The 12979-nt window shown below is 37.4% G+C and carries 11 protein-coding genes; 2 read left to right on the top strand and 9 right to left on the bottom strand.

Features of this window, described 5'->3' with window-relative positions:
* Positions 1–24 precede the first annotated feature (24 nt).
* Positions 25–1947, bottom strand: a complete 1923-nt coding sequence (locus ACOXY8_RS09105; protein ID WP_458331267.1) for a polysaccharide biosynthesis protein — start codon at positions 1945–1947, stop codon at positions 25–27.
* Between the two features lie 146 nt (positions 1948–2093).
* Entirely contained in the window at positions 2094–3035 is a 942-nt protein-coding gene (locus ACOXY8_RS09100; protein ID WP_458331266.1) for a UDP-GlcNAc--UDP-phosphate GlcNAc-1-phosphate transferase, read from the bottom strand.
* A gap of 212 nt (positions 3036–3247) precedes the next feature.
* On the opposite strand from ACOXY8_RS09100, the gene ACOXY8_RS09095 reads away from it, so the two are divergent.
* Together ACOXY8_RS09095 and ACOXY8_RS09090 are read left to right on the top strand one after the other, a co-directional pair.
* Positions 3248–4186, top strand: coding sequence for an NAD-dependent epimerase/dehydratase family protein (locus ACOXY8_RS09095; RefSeq protein WP_458331265.1), 939 nt, complete (start codon positions 3248–3250; stop codon positions 4184–4186).
* Positions 4152–5279, top strand: coding sequence for a glycosyltransferase family 4 protein (locus ACOXY8_RS09090; protein ID WP_458331264.1), 1128 nt, complete (start codon positions 4152–4154; stop codon positions 5277–5279). Before ACOXY8_RS09095 ends, ACOXY8_RS09090 begins: the two co-directional genes overlap by 35 nt.
* Before the next feature lie 281 nt (positions 5280–5560).
* Here ACOXY8_RS09090 and ACOXY8_RS09085 read toward each other — a convergent pair whose 3' ends face one another.
* The 7 genes from ACOXY8_RS09085 to ACOXY8_RS09055 are packed head-to-tail and all read right to left on the bottom strand — an operon-like array spanning position 5561 to position 12862.
* Entirely contained in the window at positions 5561–6295 is a 735-nt protein-coding gene (locus ACOXY8_RS09085) for a glycosyltransferase family 2 protein (protein WP_458331263.1), read from the bottom strand.
* Between the two features lie 52 nt (positions 6296–6347).
* Positions 6348–8072, bottom strand: coding sequence for a carbamoyltransferase family protein (locus tag ACOXY8_RS09080; protein ID WP_458331262.1), 1725 nt, complete (start codon positions 8070–8072; stop codon positions 6348–6350).
* Between the two features lie 3 nt (positions 8073–8075).
* Positions 8076–8441: an SxtJ family membrane protein gene (locus tag ACOXY8_RS09075; protein ID WP_458331261.1), complete on the bottom strand. Its 366-nt coding sequence runs from the start codon at positions 8439–8441 to the stop codon at positions 8076–8078.
* Entirely contained in the window at positions 8441–8590 is a 150-nt protein-coding gene (locus ACOXY8_RS09070) for a DUF5989 family protein (protein ID WP_458331260.1), read from the bottom strand. The genes ACOXY8_RS09075 and ACOXY8_RS09070 overlap by 1 nt, the downstream gene beginning before the upstream one ends.
* Positions 8591–8593: 3 nt before the next feature.
* The gene (locus ACOXY8_RS09065) at positions 8594–9844 is read right to left on the bottom strand and encodes a hypothetical protein (RefSeq protein WP_458331259.1); all 1251 of its coding nucleotides are present in this window, start codon (positions 9842–9844) and stop codon (positions 8594–8596) included.
* A gap of 1 nt (position 9845) precedes the next feature.
* Positions 9846–11714, bottom strand: coding sequence for a carbamoyltransferase family protein (locus tag ACOXY8_RS09060; RefSeq protein ID WP_458331258.1), 1869 nt, complete (start codon positions 11712–11714; stop codon positions 9846–9848).
* On the bottom strand, positions 11711–12862 hold the full coding sequence (locus ACOXY8_RS09055; protein WP_458331257.1) for a glycosyltransferase family 4 protein: 1152 nt from the start codon (positions 12860–12862) through the stop codon (positions 11711–11713). The genes ACOXY8_RS09060 and ACOXY8_RS09055 overlap by 4 nt, the downstream gene beginning before the upstream one ends.
* Positions 12863–12979: the final 117 nt, after the last annotated feature.

The following is a 12979-nucleotide window of genomic DNA, read 5'->3' as shown; positions in this document are numbered from 1 at the left end:
ATGAAAAGTGTGAAGTGAAAATCATCAATTAGCTATAGCCTTTGAATCCCTATCTAATGCAGAAAAGCGAGAGACATTAGATTTAAATTCTGGCACTAGTAATTTGATTTTGCTCACCATTTCAAATTCATCGCATGATGAATCACAAACTAGTTCAGAGATTTTGCGATGAACTTCTAAATAATCGTACTCGGTTACTTGGGCAATTGTAATTTTATTGTGATAAGTTGGTAACGATTTTTCTGCAGAGGTTAGCAACTCTTCCTTTATCTTCTCACCTGGACGTAAGCCTGTAAACTCAATTTTGATATCATCCTCACTAAATCCATACAGCTTGATCATCAGCTTAGCCAAGTCTACAATTTTGATTGGCTTACCCATATCAAACATAAATATTTCACCGCCTTTACCCATAGAACCCGCCTCAAGCACTAGCTGACAAGCTTCAGGAATTGTCATAAAATAGCGAGTGACATCTTTATGTGTAACAGTAAGAGGACCACCTTTTTCTATTTGCTTACGAAAAGTAGGAATGACAGAACCATTTGAACCCAAGACATTCCCAAAGCGAGTAGTAATAAATTGCGTTCCGATCTCACTTTGAGAACTCCTCATAAAGTTATTCAGAGACTGAACATAAATCTCTGCCACTCTTTTGCTGGCTCCCATTACGTTGGTTGGATTTACAGCTTTGTCGGTGGAAATCATCACAAATTTTTCAATCTTGAATTTGGATGACAGATCAGCCAACTGCATGGTTCCCTTTATGTTGCATTGTATTGCTTCATAGGGGTGCGCTTCTACCATTGGTACATGTTTGTAGGCTGCCGCATGAAAGACCACATTTGGCTGGAATTGAATGAAAATCTTTTCCATCCGATCCAAATTTCTAATATCAGCTAAAACAAAATTCATTTTCTTGGTAGAAGATTTGAATCTCTGTTTCAATTCTGCTTCCAAATCGAACAAGCTTGTTTCAGCTTGGTCTACCATAATGATATTGCTAATGTCGTATTCTAATACTTGTCTTGTTATCTCAGAGCCAATTGAACCTGCAGCACCCGTTACGAGGATAGACTTTCCTTTAAGTTCGCGACCAATGTTAGCGTCCTTCAATGTAATTGGAGCACGACCTAGTAAGTCTTCCACTCGCAAATCCTTAATCTGGAGAAGACTAAAAGAACCTTCTACCCATTGATCAGCTGGAGGAACAGTCCTAATCTTAATCTTGCGTTTAAGAGATTTTTTTACGATTTCATTTTTACGTTCCAAGGAGAGATTCTGTACACAAATAATTAATTCATGAATGTTCAATTCCTCGAATGTAGTTTCCAGCTTCCTTTTAGCAGAGTAAATCTTTACACCATTTATCTTCTTCCCAATTTTATTTGGGTCATCATCCAAAAAGGCAATTACCTTAAAACGAGAACCTTTATCATGTTCTAGTATTTGCTGAGTAATCCGACCAGAATTACCAGCACCAAAGAGAATGATATTTGATTTCTTCTTAAAATTCTGAGTATAATAAGTGAATAGGTATTTGACTAATACTCTATAACTTACCAAGAATATAATAGAGAGGGCATAGGAAATAAGCAATACAGATACTGGCAAGAAAAAGAGATGCAGTGCGCCAAAATATATTAATTGAAAGGTAAGAGCTATCAAAGTGGTGATGGTACATGTACCAAAAATTCGAATACTATCCTCCATATTAGTGTACCGGATAATACCCTGATAACTTTTTGTGGCAAGTATGCTAAGTCCACCAGCAAGGGTAAATAAACCAACTCCATACAAAAAATTGACTCTATATAATTCGGCTACATCAAAATTGAACCGAAGTGAATAGGCAATTAATGAGGAGATAAGAATCAATGTAAGGTCAATTATTACAATGATCCATCTAGGGAGAATTTTCAAACTACTTAAAAGCTTGAAGAACATAGGTTTTATTGTGGTTGGTTGGTTGAGTAATCAATAAAATTACAAAAAAAATGTATTAAAGCTTGATTGGAGTAATAATATTAACAATTATTTAGCATATCTAATAATTTTCAATTTAAGCAAGGACAAATGTATACCCAAGTTTTTCACAAGCGTCTTACCAGTACCCAGTAAATAGCTGTCAAAAACAGTAATCCACTAATTGAAATTACTATCTGTGTATTGAATGGGATGTCCATTAATGAGACTACAAGCACATTGATACTTAATTGAACAAAAGCATAAATTGTAGATACTTGTAGATGACTAAATTGCTTTTTATGTACAAGAATCTGGTATAAATGCGTGCGGTGAGGCATGAAAATATTTTCTCCAATAAGCACCCTTTTTAATATAGTGTTAACTGAATCTACTCCATAAACTGCCAATAATAATATCAGGATGGGTGCTTGTGAAATAAAGTAGAGTTTCAAAATAAAAAAGGCAATAATAAAGGGGAGCGAAATACTTCCTACATCCCCTGCGAAGCATCTCGCCTTAACTCTAAAGTTAAAATAATTGAATACCAACAGCCCCAGTAAAACAAATACACCCAACTCAGAAGGTATAAAGGGTATAAAAAACTCATTGATAATAGTAAGCGAAATAATGGTGATAAGACCATAAGCTCCAGTGATACCGTTAATTCCATCCATGAAATTAAATGCATTCAAAAAACCGGTAACCACTATAGCCATAATAATCAATAACCACCAATGAGATTCTATAATTGTAGTATCGAGAAACATTAAAGCCACAGCAAGAAAATGCACTAAAAGCCGTACTCTGTTTGGCAATGAGTGAATATCGTCTACAAAACTTATAAAGGAGACTATGATTAGACCTGCCATAAAATAAGGATGGGGAAAGCCTAAATAGATTTCGAGACAAATGGCGCTTAATGCAAATATTATTCCCCCGCCCCTTACAATCTCACCTTTGTGGGAACTCCTGCTATTGGGTACATCTACAATTTTGTACTGTTTGGCAATTCTAAAATAGACTAGCTCAATAATAAACAGCACAATAATTACGAAAAAATACTTCATTAATGATGTGAATTACGCAAGTCGAAGGTACAATCTAAAAATCGAAATTTGAAGAGTGGAGTCAGTATTAGACTATATTAATATAAATTAAAATTACTTGAAAATAAGTTCTCATCCTTGTATAAAATTTCTAATTAAGCTAAAAACTAAAATTTGCTATGACAAGGCAAATGATCTTAGTAATTTGAAGCCATAAAAGCACAATTAAATAGATGGGAAAAATATTAGTTACTGGCGGTGCTGGCTTTATTGGCTCAGCCTTAGTGAATAAACTTTCAGATGAGCATGATATTTATGTAATTGACAACCTATCTTATGGTAACAAAGATTTTATTACCATTGATGAAGACAAATTTCATGAGCTTGATATTTTGGATAAGGAATATATCATAAAAGTGATTAGCGATATTTCTCCAGATATCATTATTCATTTAGCGGCCATTCACTTTATTCCTGACTGCAATAAATACCCTTTCGAATCAAGTAAAACCAATATACAAGGAACCAAGAATATTTTGGAGGCTGCGGCTAAATTAGATAATCTTGATTGCCTATTTTTCGCATCTACAGCTGCTGTGTATCCAATAATAGATCACCCAATTCGTGAAACTGATGAAAAGGATCCTTTGGATATTTATGGTTTATCTAAAATTACAGGCGAATATCTTTGTGCAGATTTTCATCAAATGACAGGAGTGCCAACAGTAGTAGGAAGGTTTTTCAATGCTTTTGGCCCGAATGAAACAAACCCGCACCTTATCCCAGAAATAGAAAAGCAGTTAAAGGAAGGCAAAAGAACAATCCAATTGGGTAACCTTGAGCCGAAGAGAGATTTCATTCATACTTCTGATATGGCGGAATTTGTGAGTCGATTGGTTTTCAATCCTCCCGCTGGTTTGGATACATATAATATCGGGAGCGGAATAGAATATTCAGTTTTGGAAGTGGTGGCAGAATTTGAAAATGCGCTTCAAGAAAAAATTACCGTGGAGCAAAATCCTGCGCGAATTCGAAAAGTAGAAAGAATGCATTTAATGGCCGATATTTCAAAAGTAATTGAAAAAACTGGCTGGAAACCACAAATAAACTTATCCGAAGGCATCAAAGATTTAATGAATGAAGAGAAAGCTCCAAGTTATTCTATGCACTGATGGTATTTTTCCTCATTCGGTTGGGGGTATGCAGCGACATTCCCGATTGCTTGCAGAATCGCTAGCTCAAAGAAATAATGTAGAGTTATTTGTGATTCATCCGCATAATGAAAACATTTTCAATGGATTTGATGCGATTACTGAAATTCAAATTAAGCCAATTGATCCTGAAAAATTCTACCTTAAACAGTGTTACGAATACTCCAGAAGAGTAGCCCATGAGATCGATAAAATTGATAATCAAGCTATTATATATTCTCAAGGCTTATCTGTTTGGTTTAATATTAGAAAATTCAGCCATCGATTAATTTTAAATCCACATGGACTTGAGTCCTTCCAAGTAGAAGGCTTTAAGGAAAATATCATGGGTTTTGTCTTTCGGGAGGTTTTTAAATATCTCTTTAATAGAAGCAGGCATGTGGTTTCCTTAGGTGGCAAATTGAGTCATATTCTTAAAAAGAATATCAAAAAAAGTGAGTCTGTAGTAGTATTGCCGAATGGCGTGATACCAAAAGAGAAAGTCTTACCAAAAGCTAACTCCAAAATTCAAGTCCTTTTTGTAAGCAGATTTGCATACAATAAAGGAATAGGAACCTTATTCGAGGCTGTTGAGCTATTAAATCGAAGATCAATTTTAGTCGACTTTGAATTTCATCTTGTAGGCAAAGGGCCATTGTTTGATCACTATTCGACTGGCAATCCATGGCCAAATGTGATTTGTCATGGATTTCTTTCTGATGAAGAGCTCAACCAAGCTTATGCTGATTGTGATATATTTTTACTTCCAACTTGGTTTGAAGGCATGCCTACAGTTGTGCTGGAAGCCATGTCATTTTCAAAGCCCATTATCGTTTCAGATGTAGGCGCTACGGCAGAATTGGTCGACAGTAACAACGGATATTTGCTAGAAGCGCGAGATGCCCAATTAGTTGCAGATGCACTAATTGATTTTAAGAATTTATCAGGCGAAAGTAAGAAGCAACTGGGTGAAAACTCGTATAATCGGGTGATAGAAAATTTTACTTGGGATAAAGTTGCTGAGAGGCATGAGGAGTTGTTTGAAGAGTTGGGAAGAGAGATTGAAGCTGAATAGATCAATTTTCTTTAATGGGATTAGTTTCTTCAATTGGGCATCTCTTCGATTAAACTCTTCTTTTTTCAAAACCGCAGAGCGCGCAGAGATTTACGCAGAGGGCGCGAAGGATTGTGTTTCTTCTCTACGAATTCAGCGTCAGGGAGGGAGTAATATGGCTTGATTATGGATTAGGAATGGTGAATTTTTCTCTGCGAACTCAGCGTCTTCCCTTGGCGTTTCTCTGCGTTTAAATTCCTCTTCTCAAAACCGCAGAGCGCGCGGAGATTTACGCAGATTGTTTAAATGTATTCGAAAATCTTTTTGAGGTATTTTGAATAGACTCTGAGAGTGTTTGTTTTCACACCATGCTCTTTGCAGGATTGCATGATTTCTTTATTGAGTAAAATGCGGCTTTTGAAAGATTGATTACTTACGCCTCCTGGCGCCATCTTTACAAAAGTGATTGGCAGGTATTTAAAATTCGCTTGATGGACTTTTAACATACGTAGCAATAAATCAAAATCAGCGGCTATTTTAAAATCTGTCCTGAAATTACCAGAACGATTATAAAGAGATTTACGGGCATAGAAACTTGGATGCGCCGGCATCAGACCATCCGCAAAATTGTGAGGCTGAAAATGGCGGGAGGAATATTTCCTTACTACTCTCCCATCTTTCACAAATTCTATATCCCCAAAAACTGCTTCGAGCTGAGCATCATCAAAACTTTGAGCTACTTGGGCTAGGATACTATCATTGGCAAATACATCATCCGCATTTAGGAAACCAATTACCTCGCCAGTTGCCATGTCAATGCCTTTGTTCATTGCATCGTAAATTCCCTTATCTGGTTCTGAAATCCATTTTGACACAAAATCAGAATGTGCCTTAATAATTTCAATCGTACCATCAGTAGAAGCACCATCTACAATGATGTACTCAAAATTAGCATAAGTCTGACTAGCCACTGATTGAATGGTTCGTTCCAGCGTTTGGGCTGAATTGTAGCAAACAGTGATCAGAGATATCAGCAATGCTCTTGAGTTTTGATGGTAAAAGATTGGAACTGGATTGAGCTTTATGAAATTATCTTTCGACTACAATATTGCCCATAACCAACATATCCATTTTGGTACGAAGAAAGCAATTTAGTGCTTCTTGCGGATTATTTACAATCGGCTCATTTTCATTGAAAGATGTATTCAACAAAACTGGTACTCCTGTTTTTGCTTTGAAAGCACTAATTAAGGCATGGTATCTGGGTGAAAACTCCTTATCCACAGACTGCAAACGACCTGTGCCATCCACATGGGTCACTGCTGGGATTACAGAATGTTTTTCTTCTTTGATTGGAAAAACCTTCTCCATAAATGGCACCTTATCATTTACCTCGAAGTACTCCTCTACATATTCTGCAAGTATCGATGGCGCAAAAGGTCTAAAGCTTTCTCTACGTTTGATTTTTTCATTGAGCAAATCCTTCGCATCAGTTCTTCTGGGATCCGCCAAAATTGAGCGGTTGCCTAAGGCTCTTGGTCCGAACTCAGCTCTCCCCTGAAACCATCCCACAACGCCAGAATCTATCAAGCGGTTAGTTACTTTGTCGTATAATTCCTCATCTGTAAGCTCTAGATAGCTTATATTATTTTGAGCTAGTACTTCCTTAATTTCCTTATCAGAGAATTTTGATCCGGTATATGCATGCCAAATTGGAGCAACTCTAGGTTGCTTTAAAATTTGGTGGTACACATACATAGCAGCTCCAGCAGCCGTCCCTGCATCATGTCCAGCAGATGGGACATATATATTTTTGAATGGTGTATTGCGCGTAATTTTTCCATTAGCAACTGAATTTTGTGCTACACCTCCCGCCACACATATACTATCTAGGCCTGTTTTGGCGTGCAATGAGTTCATCAGGTGAAAAATGATATCTTCTGTTACCTTTTGAACCGAGGTAGCTAAATCCTTATGCTTTTGCTCTAATGGTTCTCCCTTTTTTCTAGCTGTACCGAGCAGATTTTCCAATTCCGGCGAGAAGATCGGATCAATATGGGGTTCTCCACCTTCCCATGACATACTTACACCTTCCTTAGCGTGTTTGAAGTACTTGGTTTCTAATTTAAAAAGTCCATCGCTGGTTGGGAAAATCACCTTCTTTAATTCATCACAATATTTAGGCTCACCATATGGCGCCAAACCCATCACTTTGTATTCATCACCATAATTCGGAAAACCCAAGTATTGAGTAAGCCCTGTATAGAAAATCCCTATAGAATGAGGATAAATCACTGAATCAAAAACGGTAATTTGGCCGTCTTTGCCAATACCAGTCATGGTACTAGTGAAATCTCCAAAACCATCAATAGAAAGCAATGCTGCTTCAGGAAAGGGAGAAGGAAAATATGCACTTGCTAAGTGACTGCGGTGATGCTCTACTTGATATAATTTTGCTTTTATATCTTTTACATTTACTCCAAAACAGTCTGCTAATTGCTCTTTGGCATTACCTACTTTCAAGGAGTTCGATAGTCTATCTTTAAGGCTTTTGATGCTTACCATTTTCTTGGCCGCATGCATTATTTTCTTATGAATATTGGCAGAAGGATCTCTCGAAATGGCAATTCCGTCTAATTGAGTCACCTCGATATTTGCTTCTTTTAGGCAAAACTTAATGCTCAATTCGGGAAATCCAGCCCAATGCTTAATACGTGTAAATCTTTCCTCCTCTGTAGCGGCGATTATTTCGCCGTCCTTTATGATACAGGCTGAGGAGTCGCCGTGGTAGGCGTTAATACCTAAAATATACATGAATTACCAAGGGTTAATTAGATCTTCTTTGGTGTAAGTATGGTTTCTTTCTACGTAAAAACTCTTCTTCCCTTTATTGAGCTTCCAGTTTGTTTCTTTTTGGAAAATCCTTCTAAATAAGGCTAGAGGAAAAAGAAATATAAAATACACAATACTTAAAAGTATCCGAGAATTTATCCACCCCAAAATTTCCGCAAGCTTAAGCCATAGCCACTCTATACCAGCAGCCAAGCGGGAGGAAATAATAGCAGCAAGCCCGATACCCAAAGAGATATAAACTAAAATATCAATCTGTAAGAAATAGAAAAAAACCAATAAGCCTGTGATCATGACCAACAGGGTCTTATAGGTAGTATTGCTAGCTTTCATTAAAATATTGTGTAGATGAATGGCGCAACGGCAGAACCGCCACCTATGACAATTAATAAGCCTAATAACACTAATACAATGATTATCGGTGCAAGCCAGAATTTTTTCCGCTCACCCATAAATTTTAACATGTCTCTTAGAAATTCCATGGATTACTGTTTTACTAGCTGATTTACTTTAACAAAATTCAATATTTCTTCTCCAATTAACTGATGGCCAGCAATATTTGGATGTGCATCAATTGGGAAGTGAAGCCAATTACCTTTACTTTCAACTTCAGTAATAAAAGCATTCGTCAGATCTAGGTAATGAATGTCAACTTCTTCACAAATCTGCTTCATCCTTGAGCTACCTAAAAAACGATCATATACTTTTGGCTGAGAACCAAATGAGGCATCCCATACATCATCGTAAACCGTTGCAATATAGGGTATATTTACAAAAAGGACTTCACTACCATTTGCTTTTGCCTCTTTTGCAATTTGAGCTATTAATGCTTTTGCCAAGTCCATTCTGTATTGATCGTCTTCTGTTAATTCTATCTTAAGACTTGTATCTAAGCCTGGCCATAATGATTGCCCACCCGGTCGAAACCTTGTAGCTACCCACATAGCAATTTTAGATCTTTTCAACATCCTATAAAGTGCCGAGCGATAATGTAGATTATCTTTAAACTTTTGAAGACGATTAACTTTATTGGTGGTTTGCTGAGTTTGAGCTTGCTCATTAGAGTTAGTATTTTCAGCAGATTGTTTCACTTCAGAAAAACTACCATCTGCGCTATACTTCCCAACCAATTCAGTCTTTTCGATTAACCGACCTTTATCATCGAGATCATGGTAAATTCTACCAAAGGTTGACCCATAAATAAAACCACCTCTAGATGGTGGAATATGGTCATACAAATCTGTGGCTTGGGAGAAACTTATTACAACCAAATCAGCATTAATTTTTGGAGCTAATTCACGGTATTTTAGTAAATACTGACTTAAACTGTAGCCGATAGATCCAGCATTCCAAACCTTACCATTTATTAGCCCTTCAGATTGCACCAGATCATTTAATACCCAAGGAAAGGTTTGCTCCCGGTTCACACCTAAAGCAAAGGTATGAGAATCGCCAAGTACAATTACATTTCCAGAATCAACAAGTTGAGGTGCTTCTAGAGGAAGGTCATTCATATAATCTTCGTTCACAATGTATGTGGCATCAAATTCATTGGTAATTACGCGTCCTTTCCCTGGCTTAGGGACAAAACCAAGCGTTTCATGCTGCAAATAGCTACCCCCTGATCCTTCAAAAACTTCTTTTGGCTCAATTTTACGTGCTATCAATTCTACTATATAAACACCTATAGCCAAACTGATCAGAATCAAGAAAGTGTTGATTAGGAAATTCTTCATATCAATCTAAAACAAATTCTAATTGCCAATTATCAGTTTCTTTCCATTCCGGTTGTTGTTCTTTTACAAAGATATAGTCTTCTACTACAAGCACATCCATTTCTGTACGCATAAAGCAGCGATAAGCATCTTCGGGCGTACAAACAATTGGTTCGCCACGGACATTGAAGCTGGTATTCACCACGACTCCATATCCAGTCATTCCTTTGAAGGTATTAATCAAATTCCAGAATTTTGGATTAGTCTCTTTGTGGACTGTCTGGATTCTACCTGAAAAATCAATATGCGTAATGGATGGTAAATCCGAACGTAGGGTATAAAGCTTATCTCGGATAGACATTGAATGGTAGTTGTCTGGCAATGCAACTCTACGTTGTTGTGCAACAGGCTTTACCATTAGCATATAGGGTGAAATATCCTTATGTTCAAAATATTCTGCTACATCTTCTGCGAGCACCGATGGAGCAAAAGGACGGAATGATTCTCTGTACTTTATTTTCAGGTTAAGCTTCTTTTGTGTTTCTGCACTGCGTGGATCACCTAAAATACTTCTTGCGCCTAATGCACGTGGGCCAAACTCCATTCGGCCTTGGAACCAACCTACTACTTTTCCATCCTTAATGTAATTACAAACCTCCTCAAAGAAGGCTTCTTCTCCATTAGCTTTGTTTCCAACAGCTTGATATTTATTGAGTACTTTTTGAATATCCTTAGCTGTAAATGCTGGCCCCAAATAAGACCCTTTAAGCGTATCTAATTTATCTGTAACCACTCGAGGCATTTCAAAATAGGCATGATAGGCTGTAAGGGCTGCGCCTAATGCACCTCCCGCATCACCTGCAGCAGGTTGGATAAATATATTGTCGAATATCTTCTCGTCATGAAGTTTACCATTTGCTACGCAGTTTAATGCCACACCTCCCGCCATACACAGATTGTTAGAGCCCGTTAACTTCTTCGCTTCTTTAGCCATTGAAATTACAAGCTCTTCCGTAATTTGCTGTATAGCTAAGCCCAAATTACAATGCTTAGGCTCCAATTCCCCTTCCATTTCTCTCCGTGGGAAACCAAAAATCTTTTCCCATTTTTTATCCTTCACCATCCTGAGGCCTGTTGCATAGCTAAAATATTCTTGATTTAGCCAAAGAGAACCATCCTCACGAATATTGATCAAATGCTCTTTAATCAGGGCAACAAAATTCTTTACTTCCTCACTGGTAGGGTCTCCATATGGAGCCAAACCCATCAGTTTGTATTCGCCTGAATTAACTCTAAAGCCTAAGAAATATGTGAATGCTGAATATAATAAGCCCAAAGAATGTGGGAATTGCTGTTCTTTGAGAATAGTGATCTTCTCTCCTTCTCCGTGACAAATAGAAGCTGTTGCCCACTCCCCTACTCCATCTACTGTGAGAATTGCTGCATCCTTATACGGACTTGGGTAAAATGCGCTAGCAGCATGTGATAGATGATGCTCAGGGAAAAGCAATTTAGTTTTACTTAAATCAAGCTCTCCAATTTCTTTTAGCTCGTCTTTAATCAACTTTTTCAGGAACATTTTTTCTTTCATCCAAACGGGCATGGACGAAATAAAAGATTTCAGTCCTTTTGGGGTAACGGCATAATACGTTTCCAAAAGCCTCTCGAACTTTAGCAATGGCTTATCATAAAATGCAACTGCATCAATTTGACATAAGTCAATACCAGCCTCCTCTAAGCAGTATTTTACTGCATTGCTTGGGAAACCTGGGTCATGTTTTTTCCTTGTAAAGCGCTCCTCTTGAGCAGCAGCTATAATTTCTCCATTTATCAGCAATGCAGCTGCAGAATCATGATAAAAGGCCGAAATTCCCAGTATTATATTAGTCATTCTTTCGAAAACAATTTATTATATCCTTCAATTTGAGGCTCAATATCCAAAATTTTCTCTCTATATCGCATCACTCTTTTTCTTAATTCTAAATATTGCTTGCCTTCCATGTTTGTAGCGTCGCGCAATACTTTGAGAAAAGACCGAGGCTCATAAAGCGGTAGATCCCAACCCACACCCAAATCTACCAAATTAGTCCAAGGTGTAGTATTGCTTATAATAACAGGTGTACCTGATAACAGGCTCTCTAAGATAGCATGTCCAAAGTTCTCGCCTGTTGTGGGTAAAAAGAAAAAGTGGAATTGCGTAAGGGTTCGAGGTATTTCTTCAGGATTGAGTACACCTTTGTATTCTACATGGATGCGGGAGGGCATTTTGTTTATAATCTCTTGGCAATCTTCCCAATAGGCTTTATCATAGATGACACCATACAACATAAAATTGATTTTGCCCGAGCGAGTATTTCTCAGAAGCTTCAAGGCAAAATCCAGATTCTTTTCAGGAGATATTCGGCCCAGCCATATCAAATTCAGGTAGCCCTTTTCCTTAATAGGAAATGATAATTTCTCTTCGAAAACTTCAGAAGGAAAATTTGGGATTACTTCGGCATTATCACTACCAAGCCATTTTTTCACATTCTCAGCTTCTTGCTTTTTGGTAGCGTGAAATGTTACATGTTTATACAAGCCAAACCTTTGAGCAATATTAACAAAGGCTTTCTTCTTGGTGCCTTTTACTGAAATGGAACCATCAGATAACATTCCTCTAGGGCAAACAATTACTTTCCCTTTGATAATCCGCTTGGTGAAATGTGTTGGAAGAATAGAGAAATAATAAGAATACAATCCATTTATATAGCAAAAATCCCAATCGATCTTTTGAATATGCTTTTTGATATTTGCAGCACTAAGCTTTTTATGATCCTGATAATATACCTGCAAGCCTTCGAAAACCTCCTGCCATTGATCAGGAATTACATTTAGGTAAGGGGTTTCCTCACAATAATCAATATTACGCGTGACCACGTAAAAATCAAATTGATCTTTGAGCTTTTGGATCAGATTCCAAACCGAGCGTGTGGGCCCTCCAGAACGAAATCCAGGGTAAAACCAATCGATAAATACCAATATTTTCGGCTTTGTATGCAAGTAGCTAAAATAGAAATTGACCCAGTTGTAAAAGTAGGGTTTTTAATGGGTAAAATGGGTAGGGATGAGAGAAAATGTTGATGGTTGATAAATGTCATTTGGCCGATTTTGTAAATC

It is taken from the genome of Peijinzhouia sedimentorum (genome assembly GCF_049340005.1).
Classification (GTDB): domain Bacteria; phylum Bacteroidota; class Bacteroidia; order Cytophagales; family Cyclobacteriaceae; genus CAXBDP01.
The sequence above is the reverse complement of the archived record's forward strand: the minus strand, read 5'-3'. Positions and strand labels throughout refer to the sequence as shown.

Coding starts and splice junctions, on each gene's coding strand:
- ACOXY8_RS09100 (WP_458331266.1), bottom strand. CDS start 3,035: ATGAAGTATTTTTTCGTAATTATTGTGCTGTTTATTATTGAGCTAGTC.
- ACOXY8_RS09080 (WP_458331262.1), bottom strand. CDS start 8,072: ATGTATATTTTAGGTATTAACGCCTACCACGGCGACTCCTCAGCCTGT.
- ACOXY8_RS09070 (WP_458331260.1), bottom strand. CDS start 8,590: ATGGAATTTCTAAGAGACATGTTAAAATTTATGGGTGAGCGGAAAAAA.
- ACOXY8_RS09065 (WP_458331259.1), bottom strand. CDS start 9,844: ATGAAGAATTTCCTAATCAACACTTTCTTGATTCTGATCAGTTTGGCT.
- ACOXY8_RS09075 (WP_458331261.1), bottom strand. CDS start 8,441: ATGAAAGCTAGCAATACTACCTATAAGACCCTGTTGGTCATGATCACA.
- ACOXY8_RS09095 (WP_458331265.1), top strand. CDS start 3,248: ATGGGAAAAATATTAGTTACTGGCGGTGCTGGCTTTATTGGCTCAGCC.
- ACOXY8_RS09105 (WP_458331267.1), bottom strand. CDS start 1,947: ATGTTCTTCAAGCTTTTAAGTAGTTTGAAAATTCTCCCTAGATGGATC.
- ACOXY8_RS09090 (WP_458331264.1), top strand. CDS start 4,152: ATGAAGAGAAAGCTCCAAGTTATTCTATGCACTGATGGTATTTTTCCT.
- ACOXY8_RS09060 (WP_458331258.1), bottom strand. CDS start 11,714: ATGACTAATATAATACTGGGAATTTCGGCCTTTTATCATGATTCTGCA.